The organism is Streptomyces sp. NPDC101181, from assembly GCF_044767975.1.
In the GTDB taxonomy this organism is placed as follows: Bacteria; Actinomycetota; Actinomycetes; order Streptomycetales; family Streptomycetaceae; genus Streptomyces.
In genome coordinates, this window is the sequence record NZ_JBIWOX010000005.1 from 114,333 (window position 1) to 137,147 (window position 22,815).

16 protein-coding genes are annotated in these 22,815 nt (G+C 70.0%); 10 read left to right on the forward strand and 6 right to left on the reverse strand.

Going from position 1 to position 22,815, the window contains the following annotated elements; translation table 11 throughout:
- The first annotated feature begins 323 nt into the window (after positions 1-323).
- The 3 genes from ACIRRU_RS10335 (at position 324) to ACIRRU_RS10345 (ending at position 8,071) form a co-directional block, all read left to right on the forward strand.
- Complete coding sequence (locus tag ACIRRU_RS10335) at positions 324-5,621, forward strand: type I polyketide synthase (protein WP_403678495.1); 5,298 nt, start codon at positions 324-326, stop codon at positions 5,619-5,621.
- A 73-nt stretch (positions 5,622-5,694) separates the two neighbouring features.
- Positions 5,695-6,579 (forward strand): spirocyclase AveC family protein, encoded by an 885-nt coding sequence (locus ACIRRU_RS10340; protein ID WP_403678497.1) that lies wholly within the window; start codon positions 5,695-5,697, stop codon positions 6,577-6,579.
- A gap of 115 nt (positions 6,580-6,694) precedes the next feature.
- A complete protein-coding gene (locus ACIRRU_RS10345) occupies positions 6,695-8,071 on the forward strand; it encodes an FAD-dependent oxidoreductase (protein WP_403678499.1) in 1,377 nt (458 codons plus the stop codon).
- A gap of 128 nt (positions 8,072-8,199) precedes the next feature.
- Here ACIRRU_RS10345 and ACIRRU_RS10350 read toward each other — a convergent pair whose 3' ends face one another.
- Positions 8,200-8,793, reverse strand: a complete 594-nt coding sequence (locus ACIRRU_RS10350; protein WP_403678500.1) for a TetR/AcrR family transcriptional regulator — start codon at positions 8,791-8,793, stop codon at positions 8,200-8,202.
- Positions 8,794-8,876: 83 nt separating this feature from the next.
- On the opposite strand from ACIRRU_RS10350, the gene ACIRRU_RS10355 reads away from it, so the two are divergent.
- Positions 8,877-9,827: an NADP-dependent oxidoreductase gene (locus tag ACIRRU_RS10355; protein ID WP_403678502.1), complete on the forward strand. Its 951-nt coding sequence runs from the start codon at positions 8,877-8,879 to the stop codon at positions 9,825-9,827.
- A gap of 97 nt (positions 9,828-9,924) precedes the next feature.
- On the opposite strand, the gene ACIRRU_RS10360 is transcribed toward ACIRRU_RS10355, so the two are convergent.
- Entirely contained in the window at positions 9,925-11,925 is a 2,001-nt protein-coding gene (locus ACIRRU_RS10360) for a DUF4157 domain-containing protein (protein ID WP_403678503.1), read from the reverse strand.
- Between the two features lie 669 nt (positions 11,926-12,594).
- On the reverse strand, positions 12,595-13,701 hold the full coding sequence (locus tag ACIRRU_RS10365) for a tyrosine-type recombinase/integrase (RefSeq protein WP_403678505.1): 1,107 nt from the start codon (positions 13,699-13,701) through the stop codon (positions 12,595-12,597).
- A gap of 378 nt (positions 13,702-14,079) precedes the next feature.
- Here ACIRRU_RS10365 and ACIRRU_RS10370 point away from each other — a divergent pair, with 378 nt between their 5' ends.
- The 4 genes from ACIRRU_RS10370 (at position 14,080) to ACIRRU_RS10385 (ending at position 16,470) form a co-directional block, all read left to right on the forward strand.
- Positions 14,080-14,346 carry a hypothetical protein gene (locus ACIRRU_RS10370; protein ID WP_039658197.1) on the forward strand — a complete coding sequence of 89 codons (267 nt, stop codon included), beginning with the start codon at positions 14,080-14,082 and terminating at the stop codon, positions 14,344-14,346.
- Positions 14,343-14,735, forward strand: a complete 393-nt coding sequence (locus tag ACIRRU_RS10375) for a twitching motility protein PilT (protein ID WP_403678507.1) — start codon at positions 14,343-14,345, stop codon at positions 14,733-14,735. The genes ACIRRU_RS10370 and ACIRRU_RS10375 overlap by 4 nt, the downstream gene beginning before the upstream one ends.
- Positions 14,736-15,284: 549 nt before the next feature.
- Complete coding sequence (locus ACIRRU_RS10380; protein WP_403678509.1) at positions 15,285-15,947, forward strand: DUF5343 domain-containing protein; 663 nt, start codon at positions 15,285-15,287, stop codon at positions 15,945-15,947.
- Positions 15,934-16,470: a hypothetical protein gene (locus tag ACIRRU_RS10385; RefSeq protein WP_403678511.1), complete on the forward strand. Its 537-nt coding sequence runs from the start codon at positions 15,934-15,936 to the stop codon at positions 16,468-16,470. The genes ACIRRU_RS10380 and ACIRRU_RS10385 overlap by 14 nt, the downstream gene beginning before the upstream one ends.
- Positions 16,471-17,109: 639 nt before the next feature.
- Here the strand turns inward: ACIRRU_RS10385 and ychF are convergent.
- The gene (gene ychF, locus ACIRRU_RS10390) at positions 17,110-18,198 is read right to left on the reverse strand and encodes a redox-regulated ATPase YchF (RefSeq protein ID WP_403678513.1); all 1,089 of its coding nucleotides are present in this window, start codon (positions 18,196-18,198) and stop codon (positions 17,110-17,112) included.
- A 428-nt stretch (positions 18,199-18,626) separates the two neighbouring features.
- On the opposite strand from ychF, the gene ACIRRU_RS10395 reads away from it, so the two are divergent.
- On the forward strand, positions 18,627-19,250 hold the full coding sequence (locus ACIRRU_RS10395; protein ID WP_403678740.1) for a DUF6542 domain-containing protein: 624 nt from the start codon (positions 18,627-18,629) through the stop codon (positions 19,248-19,250).
- Positions 19,251-19,478: 228 nt separating this feature from the next.
- Here ACIRRU_RS10395 and ppgK read toward each other — a convergent pair whose 3' ends face one another.
- Together ppgK and ACIRRU_RS10405 are read right to left on the reverse strand one after the other, a co-directional pair.
- A complete protein-coding gene (gene ppgK / locus ACIRRU_RS10400) occupies positions 19,479-20,231 on the reverse strand; it encodes a polyphosphate--glucose phosphotransferase (RefSeq protein ID WP_403678515.1) in 753 nt (250 codons plus the stop codon).
- Between the two features lie 38 nt (positions 20,232-20,269).
- On the reverse strand, positions 20,270-21,259 hold the full coding sequence (locus ACIRRU_RS10405; RefSeq protein ID WP_073764331.1) for a 4-hydroxy-3-methylbut-2-enyl diphosphate reductase: 990 nt from the start codon (positions 21,257-21,259) through the stop codon (positions 20,270-20,272).
- 119 nt (positions 21,260-21,378) lie between these two features.
- On the opposite strand from ACIRRU_RS10405, the gene ACIRRU_RS10410 reads away from it, so the two are divergent.
- The gene (locus ACIRRU_RS10410; protein WP_403678516.1) at positions 21,379-22,758 is read left to right on the forward strand and encodes an APC family permease; all 1,380 of its coding nucleotides are present in this window, start codon (positions 21,379-21,381) and stop codon (positions 22,756-22,758) included.
- Positions 22,759-22,815 lie beyond the last annotated feature (57 nt).

Here is a 22,815-nt window from a genome sequence, read left to right on the forward strand (position 1 = left end):
ACCATGCAGATTCTCCAGGCAGGGGAAGACCGTGCGGGCGAATGGCCGAAGCGTCTTCTTTCGGGTGCCGCTCGACGCGGCGGCGGCCGTGAACGCGTCCCACCACGACGTTTCCTCCCTCAGACCCGCGTTCTCCAGGTCGCGGCACCGCAGCTGAGCGGCAGGCTCCCTCCGGCCCTCCCGGACGCCCACGCGGCAGGGCGGGTGGCTTCTCAGCCGGCCGACGGGCGGTAGCGGATCAGGACGGCCCGTACTCCGCGAAAGGGCCGACGCGTCCGCACGGAACTCCCCGGCACCACGACAGCTGAATTTCTGGGGTGATCATGTCGGCAACACAAGCCTCGCCCATCGCCATCGTCGGCATCGGCTGCCGATTTCCCGGCGGCGTGGAAAGCGCGGACGCGCTGTGGCAATTGGCGGCCGAAGGCCGGACGACAGCAGGTCCGGTGCCGGACGGCCGCTGGGACGCGGGACAGCTCGCGTCGATGCACGATCCGGAGTTGGCCGAGCGCGCCGGTTTCGGCTGTTTCCTCGACGGCGACGTCTGGTCGTGGGACCCGGAAGCCTTCTCGGTAGCGCCTCTGGAGCAGCGGTGGGTGGATCCGCAGTTCCGGGTGCTGATGGAAACCGCGTGGCAGGCTGTGGAGCACGCGGGCATCCCGGTCGACCGGTTACGGGGGACGCCGACCGGCGTCTACATGGGAACGTACGCGCCGGACAATCTCTTCCGCGACGTCCGGCCCGTCGAGGACTCGCCCAACAGCCCTTATCTCTTCGGCAACTTCACCGCCGGAGCGGCGGGCCGGATCGCCTTCTCGATGGATCTGCGCGGCCCCTCGATGGTGGTCAGCACCCACTGCTCCTCCGGACTCGTCGCTCTGGACACCGCCTGTGGCGCGCTGACGCTGGGCGAGTGCGACACCGCCCTGGCAGGCGGGGTCCTGCTCATGCTCTCGCCGCTGACGCACTACTGCGAAGCGCCGCTGCTGCTCTCCGGCAGCGGCGCCTGCTACGCCTTCGACAGCCGCGCGGACGGGTACGTACGCGGCGAGGGGGCGGGTGTCCTGGTCCTTCGGCGGCTGGCGGACGCGCGACGCGACGGAGACCGGGTCCTGGCGGTGATCAGGGGCAGCGCGGTCAACAACGACGGGCAGGCGAGCCGTCTGACCGCGCCCTCCACGGACATGCAGCAGCGGTTGTTCCGGACGGCCGTCGGGCACGCCGGGATCGACCCGGGTGACGTGGGTCTGGTGGAGGCGCACGGTCCGGGGACGGTGGTGGGCGACCCGGTGGAGTACACCTCGGTCAACGCCGTGTACGGGCAGGGGCGGGGCAGGTGCGCGCTGGGTTCGGTGAAGACGAACATCGGGCACTCGGAACCGGTGTCGGGGATCGCCGGTCTGATCAAGGCCGTGCAGTCCCTGCGCCGCGGGGCGATCCCGCCGAACGCCGGTTTCCGGGAGTGGAACCCCGGCATCCCCCGCCACGAGGAATCCCGGCTCTTCGTTCCCACCGAGGTCACCGAGTGGCCGGTGGCGGACCGGTCGCGGCTGGCGGCCGTCTGCTCGTACGGCGTCACCGGCACGAACGCCCATGTCGTGGTCGAGGAGGCGCCGGTCCGGACTCCCCGGCCCCGGGCCCGCCCCTCCCGGCCCGGGGAGACGGACACCCGGCTGTACCTGCTGTCGGCCAACTCCCCCGAAGGGCTGTCCCGCAACGCCTCCCGGCTCGCGGACTGGGCCGAGGGACCGGGCAGCGGGGCCGCCCCGCTCGACGTGGCGCACACCCTCTCCCAGCGGCGCTCCCCGGCGGATCACCGCCTGGGCATCGCGGCCCGCGATCTGGGACAACTGGCCCTACGAGCCCGGCTCTTCGCCGCCGGCGAGTCCGCCGACGGTGTTGTCTCGGGTGCGCCCGTCCTCCCGCCCGAACACGCCGGCCCGGTGTTCGTCTTCACCGGTCAGGGCTCGCAGCGCCCGGGAATGTGCCAGGGCCTGCTGCGTGACGAGCCCGTCTTCGCGGCCGTCGTGGACGCTCTGGAGCCGTTGATCCGCCGCGAGGCCGCGTTCTCCCTGCGCGAGGTCCTCCTGCACCCCGAGGAGCTGGCCGGTCTGGACAGGATCCAGCCGACTCTCTTCGCCGTACAGGTGGCTCTCGCCGCGCTGTGGCGGTCCTGGGGCGTCGAACCGGCCGCGGTGATCGGCCAGTCGCTGGGCGAGGTCGCCGCTGTGGTAGTGGCGGGCGGGCTGGACCTCGAAGACGGGGTCCGGGTGATCTGCCGCCGTTCGGCGCTGCTCGCCACGATATCCGGCGGTTCGATGGCCTCGGTCATGCTGGGCGAGGAGCAGGTCCGGCAGGCGATCGAGGACAGCGCCGCGGACCGGGTGACGCCCGGCGTCCTCACGTCGCCCGGCATCACCGTCGTCTCCGGCGACACCACCCAGATCACCGGGCTGATGGAACGGTGGCAGAAGCAGGGCGTCGTGGCCCGGATGATCGATGTCGAGGTCGCCTCGCACTCCTCGCAGGTCGACCCGGTCCTGGACGATCTGCGCGCCGCGCTGGCCGACGTGCCGCGGGCCCGCCCCACCCTTCCGTTCTACTCCACCGTCTCCGCCGATCCGTTGCGTCCCGGTGATCTGGACGGCTCCTACTGGGTCCGCAACCAGCGCGACACCGTGCGGTTCCACACCGCTGTCTCCACCGCCCTCACCGAGGGGCACCGGGTGTTCGTCGAGTGCAGCGCCCATCCGCTCGCGGTACGCCCGATCCTGGAGACAGCGCGGCTGAACGGCTCCAACGACACGGTGGCCGTGGGCAGCCTGCGCCAGGGGGAGGAGGACCTGGACGCGTTCCTCGGTCACCTCGCCACGCTCCACGCCTCCGGTTACGAGGAGATCGACTTCGCCTCCCGCGACGGGGCCGGGGAGCTGGCCGATGTGCCGGTGACCGACTGGCACCGCACCCGCCACGGCGGCGACGACCCGGTATACCGCCTCGTCGCCCCCGCGCTGCCGGGGGCCACCCAGCACCCGCTGCTCGGCGGGCACGTCCAGGACCCGGAGGACGCCGGGCGCCATCTGTGGCAGACCCCGCTGGGGCCGCGGCTGCTTCCGTGGCTGGCCGACCACCGGGTCGCCGGGGTCCCGGTGCTGCCGGGCACCGGCGCGGTGGAGATGATGCTGGCCGCGGCGGCACAGGTGTACGGCACCGACCACGTCGCCGCCACGGACGTCAGGGTTCTGCACCCGCTGGTCCTGGAACCGGAGCCCCTGGTCACCACCCGTCTGGTCCGTGACGCCGAGGGAGCACGGGTCGAGATCGTGTCCGCCGGCGACGACGGGCCCACCGTGCACGCCCGTGGCCGGGTGGCGCCCCTGCCCGCCGCGGCGGCCCCGGCACCGCTCACACCCGCCGAACGTCACCCCGGCGACGTGGGCGACTACCCGGTCGGCCTCCTCCACCGCACCTTCCGCGACCAGCACGACGTCCACCACGGGCCCGCCTTCGCAGCCCTCGACCGGGTACAGGTCCACCGCGAGAAGGACCTGGCCGTGGCGCACCTGCACACCCACGAGAGCGCCCAGGTCTCCGCCGGACGGCTGGTCCTGCACCCCGCCCTGGCCGACCAGGTCGTGCAGAGCGCGGTCTCGGCCTGGCTCGCCCACCACACCCTCACCCCGGGGCCGGTCGTCGTCGCGGAGTTCGGCCGGGTCCACGTCCACGGGCCGACCGCGCACGCCCGGGTCGTCGCCGTCCGTCTGCACCGGGCCGACGACCTCGGCTGCACCGCCTCCGCCCGTCTGGCCACCGCCGAGGGGACCGTCGTGGCGGAGATCCACTCGCTGCGCGTCGCCAACATCACCCCGCCAGCCGAGCGTTTCACGGCCCGCCTCTCCCACCTCGCGCAGATCCCCTCGCCCCGGCCTGGGGACCGGTCCCCCGCGGCGGACGGCACATGGAGCGTCCTCACCACCGACGACAGCGCCTGGCCCGCCGACCTGGCGTCGTATCTCGGGCAGCACCGGGCCACGGGGCGGCAGCTCCCGCTCGCAGCCGTTCTGGACGACCACTCCGTCCTGCCACCCGCCGGGACCGTGATCCTGGCCCTGCCCGACGAGGACGACGACGCCCCCGCCACGGCCGCCCGTGCGGCCGTCTCGCGGACCGCCGCCCTGATGCGCCGTCTCGCCGACCGGGAGCGGCCGCCCCGGCTGTGGGTCCTCGCCCGCGCCGACCGCTCCCCCTTCACCGCCTTTGCCGTGAGCGGGCTGCTGCGGACCGCCGCCTACGAGCACCCCGGGCTCCGGGCCGGTCTGCTGCGGCTGACCGGGGCACGGACCGACCCCGCCGCGGTCGCCGCGGAACTGCTCGACGACGACCGGCCGCCCGCGGAGGTGTCCCTGGGGCCGGAGGGGAGCAGCACCGCACAGGTCCTCCCGGGCCCGCCCGGCGAAACCGGCCCCGTCCCCGACCCGTTGGTACGTCCCGGAGCGGCGTACCTGGTCTCCGGAGGTCTGGGCGGCCTCGGCCTCCTCACCGTCGAATGGCTCGCCCGCCACGGCGCCGGACGGATCGTCGTCAGCGGCCGCTCCGGCCCGTCCGCCGCCGTCGGGGCCAGACTCGCGGCCGTACGCGAGAGCGGCACCCACGTCACCGTCGTACGCGGCGACATCGGCGAACCGGAGCACGCGGAGCGTGCGGTCGAGGCGGCGACGGAGGGCGGTGGGGTGCTACGGGGCGTGTTCCACGCGGCGGGCGTCGTCGAGGACGCCACTCTGGCCACCCTGGACGATCCGCTGCTGGAACGCGTGTGGCGCGGCAAGGCGGAAGGAGGCTGGGAGCTGCACCGGGCCACCGAGGGCATCCCCCTGGACCTCTTCGTCGTCTACTCCTCCGCGGCCTCGCTGATCGGCTCTCCGGGGCAGGCCGCCTACGCCTCCGCCAACGCCTTCTGCGACGGCCTGGTCGCCCGGCGGGCCGCCGCCGGTCTGCCCGCCACCGGCATTCACTGGGGAGCGTGGAGCGAGGTCGGCCGTGGACAGCACCTGGCCGACCGCGACTTCCTCACCATCACTCCCGCCGACGGCATCGACGCTCTGGAACGGGTGCTGAGCGCCGGTTACCGCCAGGTCGCCTACTCGCCCCTGGACGTGGGCCGCTGGACCGCCCCCTATCCGGACCTGCGCTCCTCGCCCCTCCTTTCCGCCCTGCTCACCGGCGCGGCGGACCAGGGTGAGGAGGACGTGATCCGTGACCGGCTCCGCACCGCGCGGACGCTGCCCGAACGGCGGGCCCTTCTGGAGGCGTTCATCATCGACTGCGTCCGCGAACTGCTCGGCGGCACCACCCGTCACATCGGACCGCACACCAGCATGGTCCTCCTCGGCCTCGACTCCCTCGGCGCGGTCCAGCTCCAGCAGCGTCTGCAACAGGCGCTCGCCACCCGGATGAAGGCGGGCGTGATCTGGGTCAAACCCAGTGCCGCCGGGCTGGCGGACTGGCTCCTCGAACACACCGGGCTCAAGGACGCCGACGCGCCGCCCCAGGACGAGCGGCGGGCCGACCCGGCCACCGGCCCGGGCGGGGAAGCAGCGGAGGAGGACGGCCATGGCCGGTGAGCGTTCCCCCGTCCGCCGGTCGGTCCCCGCCGCTCCGTCCTCGCCGGTGAGGAGCAGGTGGAGGTGCCCGGCCGTGTACTGGGCCGCTCTGGGCCTGGTGTTCCTGCTGGTCCAGGCCTGGGTCTTCACCCGCTGGGCGCTCGACGGCAACGTCCACGCCCATCCGTCGGGCGGCTACGAGATGTCGACGGCCCGGAAGGCCGTCACCCACGCCGTCCAGGCCGGAGGCGTCCTGTGGCTCTCGGTGCTCGCTGTGCTGCACTGGCGGGAGAGCCGCGCTCTGGGACGCGTCAGCCTGAGGGCCGCGGGGCTCGCCGGTCTGGTCACCACCGTCTGGCTCAGCCCCTACGCCAGCGTCTTCCACTACGCCGGCGGCCACAACCGCTACGGCCTGAACGTCGAGACCTGGGGCCCCTACCTGCCCTTCTGGCAGGGCGAACTACCGGCCATCGAGTCGCTGAACATGGCCACGGCCTTCGTCATGTTCCAGATCTGGACGCTGATCGCCCTGAACCTGTATGCCTGGCTGCTGCGTCACAGGCCCGGTTGGAGCCGGTCACGGGCGGCGTGGGTGACCACCGCGTCGTTCCTCGTGATCGACCCCGCTCTCAACTTCGTGTACGTCCTGCTCGGGGGCTATGCCTTCCCCCGCGGGGTCCCCTACTTCACCCTCCTTGAGGGCAGTTGGTACCAGCTGCCCCTCACCTCCACCCTCGGGGTGACCCTCCTCTTCGTCCTCCCCGTCATGATCATGGTCGCGCGCGCCGAGGAGCCCGACGAGATCGTCGTGTTCGCGGGCTCAGGAGAGTTGCCCGGCGCCAGGAACACGGTGCGGCTGCTCGCCGGGGTCGGCCTCATGAACGTGTGCATCCTCGCCTACCAGATGCTGATGCTCGTCTCCGCCGAGATCGGTTACCCGATCGACCTGCCCAGCTGGCTGCAACGGCCGACCGTATGACCCCGGAACCCGGGCCGTCCGGCGGTGAGGTGACCCGTGGGGCCTCCATGGGCACCGCACCCCGCAGGCCCCCACCCGAGGAGCCCGCCGCGTCCCGGCCGGGCAGGGAGCACCCATGAAGCGCACCGCACACCCCTCCGGTCCCGGACCGCGGTTCACCCACGCGGCGGTCATCGGTGCGGGCATCGCCGGGCTGCTCACCGCGAGCGCCCTCGGTGACACCTTCGAACGGGTCACCCTGGTCGAACGCGATGTGCTCCCCACCGAGCCGGAACCCCGCCCTGGTGTCCCGCAGGACCGGCACGCACATGCCTTGCAGGCAGGCGGGTTGCTGGCGCTCGAACGGCTACTGCCCGGCATCTCGCACGAGTTGTCCGCAGCCGGAGCCCACCCCATGGACATGTGCCGGACCGGGCGGGTCCGTTACCCCTCCGGTGAGCCGCCGCCGATGGACTCCGGCGTCATCATCCAGCCGGTCAGCCGCCCCCTCCTCGAAGCCCTCGTCCGCCGGCAGGTGCTGCGTACCCCCGGGGTGACCGTCGTCGAGGGACACACGGCCACCGGCCTCGCAGCCGACCGCGACGGCCGGAAAGTGACCGGCGTACGCGTACGGGACCGCTTCGCGGGGCGCAGCGCCACGACCGAGGACGTGCTTCCCGCCGACCTGGTCGTCGACGCCTCCGGACGCACGTCCCACCTGTGCGACTGGCTCTCGGACCTCGGCCTGCCCCGGCCCGACGTCACCACCGTGGACGCCCGGGTCGGCTACGCCACCCGCGTCTACCGCACCGCGCCCGGGGCCGCCATCCCCTGGCGCGGATACTTCGAGACCCCGCTGCCGCCGACCTCGCCCCGCGGAGCCTTCGCCCTCGCCGTCGAGGACGACCGCCTGCTCGTGACCCTCCAGGGAGCCGCCGGCGATCACCCCGGAACCGCCGACGAGGACTTCGAGGACTTCGTACGGTCCCTCGCGGGCGGACTCTGGGGGACCGTGGGGCAGTTGGAGCCGACAGGCAAGGCCGTGCGCTACGCCCGCAACGCCAACCGCAGAGTCCACTGCCACCGGATGACCTCGTGGCCGGAGCGGCTGATCGTGGTGGGAGACGCGGTCTGCGCCTTCAACCCCGTCTACGCACAAGGCATGACGGCCGCCGCCCTGGAGGCGGAAGCGCTGCGTGAGCTGCTCGACGGCCGACCCGGCCTCGACGGCCTCGCCCGCACCTTCCAGCGACGGCTCGCCCGCACCACCCGGTGGCCCTGGCTGAGCACGACCCTGCCCGACCACGCCTGGGAGGACGGCCCCACGCCTCTGGCGTCCCGGGCCGTCCTCCGCTACCTGCACCGCTGGCAGCGGCTGGCCCAGCGGTATCCGCGTATGCACCTGGACCTCCTGAGAGTCACCAACATGCTCGCGGGCCCCCGGCTTCTGGTGCACCCACGCCACCTCGTCCGCATGGCCTGGCCCTCCACGACGGTCCGGCCGCGCGACTGACCCGGCGCGAGGAGAGTGCCCGAACGCCGGAGGAACGCCGCTCTCCGGAGACTGTTACGACCCTGACCTGCGAGGCGACCCCGGGAGCCGGTCGGCGTCCGGTCGCCACGTGAGCCGCCCGACGGCCGTTACGGCTGGTCGCGGCCGACCCGGCCGACCGTCGGAGCCGACGGCGCGAGGACCTCGCGCAGTTCGGCGGTGGCCTCGGCCATGAGCTGAGCGAGGGTGGTGTCCGGCTCGGCCAGCCAGCGGGGCATGGCGCGGCGGTGGATCGCCAGCACCACGTCGAGGACGAAGCGAGCCTGCGCGGGTCCGACGCCGCGGCGCTCCAGCGCCGGAGCCAGCGCCTCGGCGATGTCGGCGAGCTTGATCAGGTCGCGCTCGGCCAGCGCCGGGCTGGCGGCGATCACTCGCGCCCGGCGCAGCAGGAAGTCGCGCGGCCGGAAGGTCCCCTCGGCGGTGCCCAGCGCGGTCAGCAGCACGTCGAGCGGGGGGAGGCCCGGGTCGGCCGCCTCGACCTGGGCGACGAGGTGGGCCTCCAGTTCACCGCCGGTGAAGAGGACTTCCCGCTTGTCGGGAAAGTAGCGATAGAAGGAGCGCTCCTTCAGACCGGCGGCACCGGCGATCTGCGCGACCGAGGTGCGCTCGAACCCCTGTGTCTCGAAGAGGTCGAGCGCCGCTCGTTCGAGTCGGCCCTGTGCGTCGGATTCCCATCGCGGCATACCCGCCAGCGTACGACAACAGAGGCTGTCATCACCTGCTACGGTCAATGACAACAGATGCTGTCATCAATCGGGAGACGGTCATGAAGGCTTTGCAGTTCGACCGGTTCGGCTCACCGGAGACCATCGTGCTCCGCGACGTCCCGCCGCCGGTTCCGAGCCCCGGCCAGATCCGGATCGCCGTACGGGCGTGCGGCCTGACACCGGCGGACTGGCACCTCGTCGACGGCCTCCTCGCCGACCGCCTGCCACCGCTGCCGCGCGGACTCGGCCTGGAGGTCGCGGGCACCGTCGACGCGCTGGGCGAGGGCGTCACCGGCGTCCGGCCCGGCGACCGCGTGTTCGGCCCGGCCGCCTTCGACGGCCCGACGGCCGGCGCCGCCGAGTACGCGCTGATGCCGGCCTGGGCCCACGTTCCCCCGGGTGTGACCGACGAGCAGGCCGCCGCGCTGCCCATGGCGGCCGAGACGGCATGGCGCGCGCTCGACGACCTCGGCGTCCAGCCCGGCGAACTGCTGCTCGTCCACGGCGCGGGCACCACCGTGGGTGAGGCGGCGGTGCGCTTCGCGCTGCACCGGGGCCTCCGGGTGGTCGCCACCGCCGGACCGACCCGGGCCGCCGCCCTGACAGCGATCGGCGCCCAGGTGACCACGTACGGCGCGGGCATGGCCGAACGCGTCAGGGCACTGGCCCCGGGGGCGGTGGACCGCGCGCTGGACGCCTCCCCGACCGGGGGCCGGATCGACCGCCCCGACCGGCCCAGCCCGGCCGGCGGCTCACTGCCGGTCCTGATCGAGCTGACCGGGGACCCCGACCGCGTTCTCACCGTCTCGGACTTCGCCGCCGCGGCCGAACTGGGCGTCCGCACCACCACCGAGATCCGCTACGACCAGCTGACCGAGTTCGCGAGGCTCGCCGCCGAAGGCATCCTCTTCGTACCGGTGGCCCGCGCCTACCCCCTCGACCAGATCCAGGAAGCCGCCCGCCTCAGCCAGTCCCGCCACCCCGGCGGCAAACTCATCCTCACCCCGTGATCACCTGAGCGCTGTCGCGCCGCGAGAACGCCGATGTACACGGCAGAAGCCGGCAGTCCAACTGCTTCTCGCCCCGGCGGATGCCGCCTCTCGGTGTTCACGGTCGGGCCCGCGGGCCGACCAGTTGCTCGTAGAGGGCGCGGCGTGCCTCGAGGTCGCCCTCCGTGCGTGCGAGTTGTGCTTCCCAGTCGCGCTGGATCTCGTCCAGGTAGGTGCGCCAGTCGCCGCTTCGATGGGAGGCACCCATTTGCTGGAGATCGACGTAGCGTTCGTTCTTGCCCAGACCACCGGAGCCGGTTTTGTCGGCCTTATGTCCGTGCAGGACCGATTCAGGGTTCGAGGTGGCTTCGGTGGAGCGGAAGTCGTGCTGGTATCCGACGGGGCTGGCGGCGTGGGGGGCGATGGTCTCGATGCCGATCTGGAGGGATCCGTCCTTGTCCGTGGTGGGACGGTGGTAGACCAACAGGACGTGGCCGTAAGAGCCGTTCGGCAGGACCATGCTGCCGTTCCAGTCCTTGGAGCCGATGCCGCCGCCGGAGATGTCCTTGCCCCAGAGTTTGGGACTGGCGGCTCCGACGGTGAGCTTGTTGGTGACCGATGCCAGGATGCCTCCCTTCTCCTTGAACGTGCCGCGCTCGTCGGACTTGTTGGCACCGATGGAGGTGCGGTGGGTGGCGAACGGCCGCTCGGTGAAGCCCTCTGCGGTCTCCCCCTTGGTGTCGTCCTTGGTCACCCCCAGGAAGTGCGGCAGCCAGTGATCAGGATCGTCCTTGGCACTCAAGGCGGGAATGCGCACGTTGACGCGTCCGCCGTGCGCCAGCGCGCGGATGACGTCCTTCTCGTAGTCCACGGCATGGCCGCCCGCTTCGGGGTCGTAGAGCTGGAGTCCGTGGCGCAGGACGAGAAGAATCTTGGTGAGCATCTCGCGGCCCTGAGCATCCCTCGCGGCGTAATCCAGTGCTTTCGTGCCGCCCTTGCCGAGCGGAGTGCCCTCCGCGGGGACGGAGCCCCCATGCCGGCGCCCGGGTGCCATGCCTTCCGGGTGGAGGGTGTCGACGGCTGTGTCGCGGATCTGCTGGTCGCGCTCCCGCTCCAGGACCTGCCGCACCGCGGGGTCGGTGCCGGGGGCCCGGGTCTCCATGAACCGGCCGAGCGTGTAGGCCGGGTCGGTCGGGGTGAGGGTTTCCGGGTCTCTCAGGATGGGGTGGTTTCCGCGGACGGCCAGCGTGGCGGTGAGGACGCGCTTACCCGCGGGCAGCTTCAGCCAGTCGTCGAACGGCCCCGCGGTGTACTTCTCAGCCTCCGCGTACGTCCCGATCCCGACATCGGCCAGCCACTTCGGATTGATCTCGGACAGCTTCCTGATGTCTGCCAGGTCCTCGTCGCCGAACGTCTCCCCTCGCATCACGCGCCGGTCCAGAGTTTTCCGCAGCCGGGCCGGTCCCTTGATCATCCACTGTTCGGGCCACCACGTGCCGGGAGCGAAGACGTTGCTCTTGGACTTCTTCTGCACCGTGTGCTGCTCGATCGACTGGCTCAGACGGGAAATGATCTCCTTGCCCTTGGGCGCCTCTTCCTCGGGCCCCGCCTCCTCCGCCGTGGAGGGCTCTTCCGCACCCGCACGCTGGACCGGTGCCGTCGTGAGCCGACGGGCGACGGCCGCGCCGTCGGTGGCAGGGCGCTGTACTCGTGCTCCCTCGCCCACGACGGCGCTGGGACCACCCGCGTTCATCCGCGAAGCGTTCGACTCCGCCTCCCGCTCCTCGCGGTCTCCCGGATGCGTCATGGAGAAACCACTGCCCGTGGGGTGACCGGCCGAGACGCCCTGACGGTTGCGGACGGTATGGGTCAGTTCATGGTCCAGCGTCTTGTAATCGCGTCCGTCCTTGCCGATGACGATGTCCTGGCCGACGGTGAACGCCCGTGCCTGTACTGCGGCGGCCGCGAATTCCGCGGAGGGACCCGTATGGAGGCGCACACCGGTGAGATCGGTCTGGAACTGGTTTTCCTTACGGGCCAGAGTCGCGCGGTCAAGAGGTCGGCCCGGCGTACGCAGCCCGGCCTCGACAGCAGCCCGGTCGGGTGCGGGAGCCGTCACCCCACCAGGGGAGATCTCCTCAGCTGCCGAGCTCTGCCCCGCATCCGCCACGCGTTGTCGGCGCATCATCTCCAGGACTGCCCGGTTGCCCACGCTTGCCTGTAACGCCATGATTCCGCCGGCGGAAGCCGGTCGCGCGACTCTCTGCGCACTGTCCGGTTCCTCCGAGCGTCCCTTGTCGTGAGACTTCATGCGTGCTCCTCAACTACTGCCTCAGCGTCGAGCGGTAGGTGCCGTGGTGGTATCAGAAACCAAGGACCGACCACCGCGCACGCCTTCTGGCCTCCATAGCAAGGAAGTTGGGCCCTGAGGGCAAGCTCGCACCGAGAGCCCTGCCCCTGGAAGGCAAGTCTCTTACCCCTCGCGGAAGAGGCTGTTCGTCGCCCGTCTCGGCCTCCTTGCACCGTCCTCGTGTCCTGCGAGACGAGCGGCAGGGGTGACGACGGGTCAGATCATCCAGCACAGGAAAGACCAAGGGGTCCGACTCCGGAGAGTCGGACCCCTTCTGAGCTGCTATTTTGCCAGCTCAGCGACGTGGTGATAGGCCACCCGCTACACGTTGAACCGGAACCTTCAACACAGCGCCCCCAACTGCGAAAACTCCCCTTCAGGTGATCGGATCCAGCACCTATCCAGCACCGTCGGGACTCATTCAGCACATCCAGCACGTCAGGCCGTGGAGACAGCCTCGCCTGACTCCTCGACCGCCGGACGCAGGGCACTCTGCATGACGTCTCGGCAACGACCCCACGCCTCGGGGACAAGGTGCCCGTAGATGTCCACTGTCGTCTTGATCGACTTATGACCGAGCCAGCGCGAGACCTCGCGGATCAGCACGCCGTTCGCCAACGCGGTCGAGGCGAAGAAGTGCCGCAGACTGCCGGGCGTGTATTTGGCCTTGCCATCCACGTCGACCACGCCTGCCGCCACGCACGCCTTCTTGAAGTGGTACCCGAAGGTGGAGGCGGTGGGCATCACACCTTTGCCACGCTGGCGCGGGGCGAAGAGGACCTCTAGCCGCCGATGTCTGCCGCGAAGCCCTGTGAAGGCCACGGGCACCGGCGCCCACCGCGACAAGTGGCCGTCGATTTCCTGCTCGACGAACAACGCTACCGGGACGTCCCGGTACTCACCCTCCGTCCGGTGCTTGAGCGGCACGAACGCTGTGCGGCAGTCATCGCGGTGCGCTTTGGCGCTGACCTGCCAGCGGACCCTGACGAAGCCCGACCGTCGGCACTCGGTGGAGAAGGCAAGGGTCTCACTGGGGCGCTGACCGGTGCCCGACTGCAGATAGACCGCGAGCCGGTACTGCGGGGCGATGTGCTCCGCGATCAGATCAACCTCACCCAACGTCGGAATCTCGTCCTCGTCCACCGCGCACGGGGCCACCCGGGACACCCGGACGCCGCGCGCGGGATTGTCCGGGATGCGTTTCTCGACGACGGCCACCTCCAGCATCGCGGCCACCATCACCAACCGATCGTTGATCGTGGAGACCGCCAACCCGGCGCCGGAGGAGTGCAGTTCCTTGGCGAACTCCTCGAAGTCGCGCCGCGCCAGCCCGGCCAGCATCTTCCGTCCCAGACGCGGCACGAGATGATTCTGGATGAATCCTGCGTAGTTGCGGCGCGTCGATTCACCGATGACCCGGCGCTCCAGCCATTCCTGAGGCCAGACCTGCAATGACACCCGCCCAGGCGCAGGATCGAAGCGGACGTCGGCCTTCTTGTCGTTCTCGACCTTGTCGGCGAAAGCGTCCGCACCATCCGACCCCACCCGCCGAGCAAACGACCTCTCCCGCTGCCAACCTCGCCTACCGCCCGGCTCCCTGTACCGCACCGTCCACCCGTGCCGACACCGCGGACGGTCACAGGGGAAGTTCCGGTCCCGGACGTCCCTCTTGCACCTCTGAAAAACGCTCGCCACCCAAGCCCCGATCCGTCGCCTGGCCCGTGCTCGAAACCGTGCACTGGCGCTCCATGATCCAGCAAAGAATTCATTACTAATCCGCTCTTTCTAGCGAATATGGCCCCAGCCTCACCCGCAGCTCTCGGCCCACCGAGCCGTCTCACCGCACGCGCTCGCACCCCTATCGCTCGCTGCCGCGTGAAGCGCACATCGACACTGACGGCCATACCGCACTATGGTTAATGTATGGCTACCAAGAAGGTGACTATCACTCTCGACGAATCCCTGGTCGAAGCCCTGGCCGGAGCCGCCGAGGAAGAAGGCATCCCCCTCTCCCGCCTCGTCGCCGGAGCGGCCGAACGCGAGCTACGCCTGCGGGCCGGTCGGGCCGTCATTCAGGAGTGGCAGGCCGAGCACGGTGCCTTCACCCCGGAAGAGCTTGCAGCCGCCCGCGCGGATCTGGCCGCCGCCGACGCCGAATACCTCAGCAATCCGGGAGCCTCGGCCGCGTGAACATCCCCTACTTGTACGACGCCGGGGTCCTCATCGCCATCGACAACGACGACCGGCGCATGTGGGCCCGACACAGCCTGGCCCTGGAAGACGGACGGGACATCCACGTCCCGTCCGTCGTCGTCAGCCAGGCATGGCGGGACTCCCGCCGCCAGGTCAGACTCGGCAAGTTCCTCGCCGGATGCCACGTCGTACCCGTCGGCCTCGAAACCGCCAAAACCGCAGGCATCCTCTGCGGTAAGGCCGGCACCTCCGACAGCGTCGACGCCACCGTCGTCACCATGGCAACCACCCTCGGCGCCATCATCTGGACCTCGGACCCGGACGACATCCGCACCCTCATCGACGCCCAGAACATCAAACCCACCCCGGTCATCCGCACCGTCTGAGCGCCGATGCTCTCCGACGACCAGGCCGCGAGGGGACACGGAGATCATCGAAGGAGACAGAGCCTCAGCACATCAGCAGTCAGGACGGCCGCGCATAGGGGCGGAAGCGTGGACGTTGGGGACCGAGGCAGCCCTTCCGACGCCTGCTTCAGCCGACTCGCCCCAGCCACCAACAGGGATCACTGGAAGAGCATGTCCGGGTGCTACACAAGCTGCCTGATCAGCTCGAAGTCGTGGCATCGGAACCGCTCGAAGGGCCAGCTTCCCGGACGGGGCGAAGGTCCAGCTGTGAGGGTGCTACAACGATTCCACCAACCACCCGAACCACTGGTGGGAATACGGTCCCACCGATTCCAACTCGGCTCTCCCCAACCTGTGGGACGGCGACACGCAGAGAGAGTGTGGGCCAAGTTCGATAATTTGTTCGAAATTGAGTCTTGGGTGACAAGCTGACCGACGCGACCACGCACCACAGAGCTTACGTTGACAGGAAATTAGCCCGTGTTGCCCTAGTGCTTTCCACCGGTGGCCTCACGTACCATGCGGCGCATGGCAGCTGATAACTCGCTCCCATACACGCCGACCCCCGGGAAGCTGGAAGAATTCCTGGGAAAGCTTCAGGGCATGGGCGTGCCGACGAGGATCGACCAGCAGTACCTAGGCGCGGTGGGGTTCGCGTCATCGAACAGCCGTCCGTTCATCCCGCTAATGAAGAAGGTCGGACTGCTGGACGGCTCCGGCAAGCCAACCGAGCTCTACACCAAGGGCCTCCGCGGCGGGGAGAGTGGTCGCGCCCTGCTTGCAGCGGGTATCCGTGCCGGGTACGACAACGTGTTCCAGACCTATAGCGACGCGTACAGCCGGTCTGAAGCCGAACTGGCGGCCTTCTTCAAAAGCCACTCGGATTTGGATGACAAGAAGGTGGGACTCGCGGTCAAGACCTTCAAGACTGTTTGCAAGTTCGGCAACTTCAACTCGGTCGCCGGTGCGTCAGGTAATGAAGACGAAGGCGACGAGGACGAAACCAACGAGCAGGCCGAGGTGACGAAGAGCCGCCGGCAACGCCAGCAGGGCAGCAACGGGTCCGGCTCGGTCGTCATCAACGTGAACATCGCACTATCCGTCGATGCGACCAGTGACGCCGCCGTCTACGACGCGTTCTTCGCCGCCATGGCGAAGCACCTCAAAGGTCTGACGGATGGCGGCGCCTAGGACTCCGCGTGAGGTCGCCGACTGGGCGGCCAGCGCGCAGGACGAACTGCGTAGGCTTCTCGCCAAGCGGGAGACCTCGACGTATCGCGTAATGACGGTAACCGAGTCCTACAACAAGCTGATGAACCTCAACATCAAGCAGGACAAGCTGTTTCGCGAGGCACTTCAGTGCGTGGAGCATGGGCTTTACCGGTCCGCGCACGTCACGTCATTCGCCGCATTGATGGATTTCATCCATGAGTGGATTGCGAACGACGCTTCCCGCCTCTCGGCGATCCAGACCAACTACACCGCGTGGAACATCAGGCGGGCTTCGGACTTTCGCGACCAGAAGGATCACACCCTCTTCGAAGTCATGAAGAAGCAGGATTTCATCACCAACGGAACGATGAAGGCCCTACAGGGGCTGCTGGCCAAGCGGAATGAGTGTGCGCATCCCGACGACTATGAGCCGGGCATCAACGACACGCTTGGTTACCTCGACGAGATGATGAAGCGGATTGCGGCGCTACAGAAGAAGTAGAGGCTGTCGACGGTAGGGGGTCCATCACCTGGCTGTCAGCCGTACCGGGGGGCTTGCTCTGCCTGAAGTGACGCCCTCAGGCCGGCCCTAATACTTCCGCTTTATAACGGTCCACGCCGTTCTTCGCGAACTGGTGGCGACGGCCCCGAACGCCCTGGCCACGCACACGAAAGCACTGTCCAGCACTAGCGCGCACGGCCGTCACCGCTCACCTGCCGGTCTGAGACCGATGCCGGGGCCGTCCGCGGCCAGGTCCAGAAAAGCAACCCCGCCGCCTAGGCACGCCAAGCGAACACAGACGCGGGGCTTGTGCAGCGCCTTTGTCACCACGGGTCGCGATGGACGCGAGTTCATGGAGGCTATAGCAGTCCGGCGGTCGAAACAGTTCCGCAGCTCCGCCCCAACACCTAGACCGAGTTGGCGCCAGCTTGCTGTGCAGTACTGGCAATCCAGCACGGTACGGAATCCCAGAGGTGACAACAGGTGTCACTAGGTGGCCACGAACACGCTCCTCAGGGCAGCGCTCGAAGCTTCGTCATTCGTAAGCTCCTTGAAGCCATCAGAAAAGGGGCCCACCTCAAAGGCGAACCCCTTCTGACCTGCGCTTTCCGAAACCCCAGAAAGTAGTTTCAACTTCAATTAAACATTGAAGCGGAACTCCACCACGTCCCCGTCCTGCATCACGTAGTCCTTGCCCTCCATGCGGGCCTTGCCCTTGGCTCGGGCTTCGGCTACCGAGCCGGTGTCGACCAGGTCGTCGAAGGAGACGATCTCCGCCTTGATGAAGCCCTTCTGGAAGTCGGTGTGGATCACACCGGCCGCCTCCGGGGCCGTGGCGCCCCTCTTGATGGTCCAGGCGCGGGCTTCCTTCGGGCCTGCCGTGAGGTAGGTCTGGAGGCCCAGGGTCTCGAAGCCGACGCGGCCGAGGGTGGCGAGGCCGGGCTCTTCCTGGCCCATGGACTGGAGGAGTTCCAGGGCCTCCTCGTCGTCCAGCTCGATCAGCTCGGACTCGATCTTGGCGTTCAGGAAGATGGCCTCGGCGGGGGCGACCAGGGCGCGCTGTTCGTTCTTGAAGTCCTCGTCGACCAGTTCGTCCTCATCGACGTTGAAGACGTACAGGAACGGCTTGGTGGTGAGGAGGTGCAGCTCGTGGAGGAGCCTGCCCTTCTCGGTGCCCGCCGTGATGCCCGCGCCGAACAGGGTCTGGCCGGACTCCAGGATCTGCCTCGCCTCCTCGACCGCGGCCAGGACCGCGACCTTCTCCTTCTGGAGACGGGACTCCTTCGTCAGGCGCGGGACCGCCTTCTCCACGGACTGGAGGTCGGCGAGGATCAGCTCGGTGTTGATCGTCTCGATGTCGTCCTTGGGCGAGACCTTGCCGTCGACGTGGACGACGTTCTCGTCCTTGAAGGCCCGGATGACCTGGCAGATCGCATCGGACTCGCGGATGTTCGCGAGGAACTTGTTGCCCAGGCCCTCGCCCTCCGAGGCGCCGCGGACGATCCCCGCGATGTCGACGAAGTCGACCGTCGCCGGAAGGAGCCGCTGCGAGCTGAAGATCTCCGCGAGCTTGTTCAGGCGGGGGTCGGGGACGCCGACCACGCCGACGTTGGGCTCGATCGTGGCGAACGGGTAGTTGGCCGCCAGCACGTCGTTCTTGGTCAGGGCGTTGAACAGGGTCGACTTGCCGACATTCGGCAGACCGACGATTCCGATCGTGAGCGACACTTTGGCGACTTCCTGGAGTGAGGAGGGGGTCAGGGGCGTCCGGAGCCCGTTCGGCTGTTCGAGCCGGAGCCGGGGCGGGTCCCGGAGTGGACCGGTTCTCCAGTTTACGGGGCGGTCCCGGGCGCTCGGACAGCGTGGTTCCCCGCTCCCCCGCCGTGCGGCTCGACCGCGCCCTCCGCGCGTCCGGCCATCCGTCCGAACCGTGCGGCTTTCGGCCGTGTGATGTCGAACGCAACGCCAAGGTCGGCCAAAGCGCGTGTCCATCGTCGGATTCCGCCGGTCTCGCGACCTACGTTGTCCAGGTGGAGCAGCACAGGACACGTCCCCCGCAGCGCAGGCCGTCCCCGCAGGCCGCGCCCGCCCCGCCCGCGCCCGGTGCACCGGCGTCGGGTGGTTCCTTCGGTGAGAGTTCCGCCGTCTACCAGGTGATGGGCAAGCCCGGAGGGCGGGTGCGCGCCATGCCGCCTGTCCTGCTCGCACTGCGGCGGTTCCCCAATCCCCGGCTCACCGGGATCGGGGCCGGGCTGTTCGCCGCCCTCACCATGATCGTGCTCGCCTGCCTCGACCGGGTGCTCCTCGGCGGCTCGGAGCTGGTGTACGGGCTCCTCTTCCTGCCGGTCAGCGCCCTGACCGCCCTGTGGGTTCGGCCCGCCGACCTGGTCACCGCCCCGATCAGCGCGCCCATCGCCTTCGCCGTCGGGATCTTCCCGATCTCCGGGGGCTCCGACGGCTTCGGCGGTCAGCTCATGGGCCTGGTGACCGCCCTCGCCGTGCACGCCGGCTGGCTGTACGGGGGGACCTTCGTCGCCGGAGTCATCGCCACCGTGCGGAGGGTGCGGCAGATGCGCGCCCGTCGGCGCCATCTGCTCGCCCGGCGCGCGAACGCCACCGCGCGAAGCCCCCGGGCCGCCGCCGGTGCCGCCGCCGCTGCGGGGATGGCGGCGGGGGCCGGGGCGGCAGCGGGCACTGCTGGAGCCGGGAGTGGCAGCCGTGGCGGTAAGCCCGTGCGGGCCGGGGTGGGGTCCGCCGGGCGGCGTTCCGCCCGCGACTGAGCCGCGCCTCCGGCTCGCAGCTCACGGCTCACAGCCCACGTAGCTCGTATGCCGTACCTATAGCCGTAGCTCGTCGACCAGATCGGTCGTGGTCCGCACAGCCCGTAGCCCCGTAGCGTCCGCCGCCCGGCCTGCTGGTCCCGCCGGGCCCGTGGCCCCCGGCTCGTAGTCGGTCGGAGTGGGCCGTTCCCCCGCGTCGCTGTCCCGGCCCGTCCCGCTCGTCCTCGGTCAGGGGCGGCCGTGGGCAGTGCCCGCCGCCGCCATCGCCGCGCCCACGATCCCCGCGTTGTTCTGCAACTGCGCCGGGACGATCTCCGCGCGGACCTTCTCGATCAGCGGCAGGAACTTGTCCGCCTTGCGGCTGACTCCCCCGCCGATGATGAACAGCTCGGGCGAGAACAGCATCTCCACGTGGCGCAGGTACTTCTGGACCCGGTGCGCCCAGTGCTGCCAGCTCAGGTCCTCGTCCTCCTTGGCCTTCGTGGAGGCGTGCTTCTCCGCGTCGTGGCCGTGCAGTTCCAGGTGGCCCAGCTCGGTGTTGGGGACGAGCACGCCGTCGGTGAAGACCGCGCTGCCGATGCCCGTGCCGAAGGTCAGCAGGATGACCGTGCCCTTACGGCCCTGGCCCGCGCCGAAGGTCATCTCGGCGACCCCGGCCGCGTCCGCGTCGTTCAGGATGGTGACGGGCCGGCCGACCCGCTCGCCCAGCAGGGCACGGGCGTCCGTGTCGATCCAGCCCTTGTCGACATTGGCGGCGGTGCGGGTGACGCCGTCCGTGACGACCCCCGGGAACGTGACGCCCACGGGGCCCGACCAGTCGAAGTGCCCGACGACCTCGGCGACGCATCCGGCCACGTCGTCCGGGGTGGCCGGATGCGGTGTCAGCACCTTGTGGCGCTCCTGCGCAAGGTCCCCCCGCTCCAGGTCCACGGGAGCGCCCTTGATCCCGGATCCGCCGATGTCCACGCCAAAGATCTCCATGGGCACCACCGTACGGGCCCGCGGGGCCCCTTGCGCTCCTACTCGGCGGAAAGGGCGGCCGCCTCGGCGCGCAGGTCGCGGCGGAGTTCCTTGGGGAGGGAGAAGGTGATCGACTCGTCGGCCGTCTTGACCGTCTCGACGTCCGCGTAACCGCGCTCCGCGAGCCATTCCAGGACGCCGTCCACCAGCACGTCCGGCACCGAGGCCCCGGAGGTCAGGCCGACCGTCGTCACGCCTTCCAGCCACGCCTCGTCGATCTCGCTCGCGAAGTCGACCAGGTGGGCGGCGGGCGCTCCCGCGTCGAGGGCGACCTCGACCATGCGGATGGAGTTCGAGGAGTTCTTGGAGCCGACCACGATGACCAGCTCGGCGTCCTCGGCCAGCTTCTTCACGGCGATCTGGCGGTTCTGCGTGGCGTAGCAGATGTCGTCGCTGGGCGGCGAGAGGAGGTTCGGGAACTTCGACTTGAGGGCGTCGACCGTCTCCATGGTCTCGTCGACGGAGAGCGTGGTCTGGGAGAGCCAGACGACCTTGGACTCGTCGCGGACCTCGACGTTCGCCACGTCCTCGGGGCCGTCGACCAGCTGGATGTGGTCGGGGGCCTCGCCGGAGGTGCCGATGACCTCCTCGTGGCCCTCGTGGCCGATCAGGAGGATGTCGTAGTCCTCCTTGGCGTACCGGACGGCTTCCTTGTGGACCTTGGTGACCAGCGGGCACGTCGCGTCGATGGTGGCGAGCTTGCGCTCGGCGGCCTCCGCGTGGACGGTGGGCGCGACTCCGTGCGCGGAGAACATCACGATGGAGCCCTCGGGCACCTCCGCGGTGACGTCGACGAAGATCGCGCCCTTCTTCTCCAGGGTCTGGACGACGTACTTGTTGTGCACGATCTCGTGGCGGACGTAGATCGGGGCCCCGTACTGTTCCAGGGCCTTCTCGACGGCGATCACGGCACGGTCCACGCCCGCGCAGTAGCCACGGGGTGCGGCGAGCAGGACACGGCGGGCAGGAGTTGCAGTCATGCGTCCCATCGTAAGGCCGTGGCGAACGCGCGCGAGGGCGGCCGGGTCGGGAGACTGGTCCCGACCTGCGAGCGAGCAAGCGATGACGGACCGTGTCCACGGTCCCGGTCTGAGGGGTGATGTCGGTGATGCCGGAGAGCGGTGCGGGGAAGGGCGCGGGAAGCAGTGCCGAGCCGGGGCAGCTGCGGCGGACGCTGGGCTTCCGGGATCTGGTGGTCTACGGGCTGCTCTTCATCGCCCCGATGGCCCCGGTGGGGGTGTTCGGGGCGCTGGACGCCAAGTCCGGCGGGGCCGTCGCCCTCGTCTATCTGGTGGCGACCGTCGTGATGGCGTTCACCGCCTTCAGCTACGCCCAGATGGTCCGGGTCGCCCCCCTGGCGGGCTCCGTCTTCACGTACGCCCGCAAGGGGCTCGGTGAGGGGCCCGGGTTCATCGCCGGGTGGATGGCGATGCTGGACTACCTGCTCATCCCCGCCGTCGCCTACCTCTTCTCCGGGATCGCGATGAACGCCCTCGTCCCGGAGGTCTCGCGGTGGGTGTGGACCGCGATCGCGGTGCTCGTGACCACGCTGCTCAACCTGTGGGGGGTCCGTGCGGCCGCCCGGGTCGGTTTCGCGGTGCTGGTCATGGAGATCGTGGTGCTCCTGGTGTTCGTGGTGTCGGCTCTGGTCGTCCTCGTACGGGACGGGGCGCAGCGCGGCTGGCTGACGCCGCTGACCGGGGACTCCGGCTTCTCGATGGGGGCGGTGCTGGCGGCCGTGTCCATCGCCGTGCTGTCGTACCTGGGGTTCGACGCCATCGCCTCGTTCGCGGAGGAGGTGACGGGCGGGTCGCAGAAGGTGGCGCGGGCGGTGCTGTTCTGTCTGGTGCTGGCCGGGACGCTGTTCGTCGTCCAGACCTATCTGGCGGCGCTGCTGGAGCCGGTGACCTCGGCGGAGCTGGCCGCGGACCCGGCGGCCCAGGGGTCGGCCTTCTACGACGCCGTCGACGCCTCCGTGGGGACCTGGCTGCACGACCTGGTCGCGGTCAGCAAGGCGATCGGTGCGGCGTTCGCGGCGCTGGCGGGGCAGGCGGCCGCCGGGCGCCTCGTCTTCGCGATGGCCCGTGAGCGGCGGCTGCCGCCCGTCCTCGCCAAGGTCGACCCGTCGTCGGGCGTGCCGCGGCTCGCGATCGTGGGCGCCGGGATCGTGTCGCTGGTGGCCGCGGTGTGGGCGGCCCGGCGCGACGACGGGCTGGACCATCTGGTGTCGGTGGTGGACATCGGGGCGCTGACCGCGTTCGTGCTGCTGCACGCGTCGGTCGTCGGCTGGTTCGTCGTCCGCCGGATGGGCGGTCCGCCCGTCTGGTGGAAGCACGTCCTCATGCCGGTGCTCGGCGCGGGCATCCTGATCGCGGTCATCGTGGAGGCGACGACGAGCGCCCAGGTGGTGGGGCTCTGCTGGCTCGGCGTGGGGCTCGTGGTGCTCGCGGTGCAGGGCACGGGCGGGCGGAACCGCACGGAGGCGTGAGCCCGACGGTTCCGTGCCGTACGGAGCGGACGCGACTCCGTCCCGTACGGCGCGGGG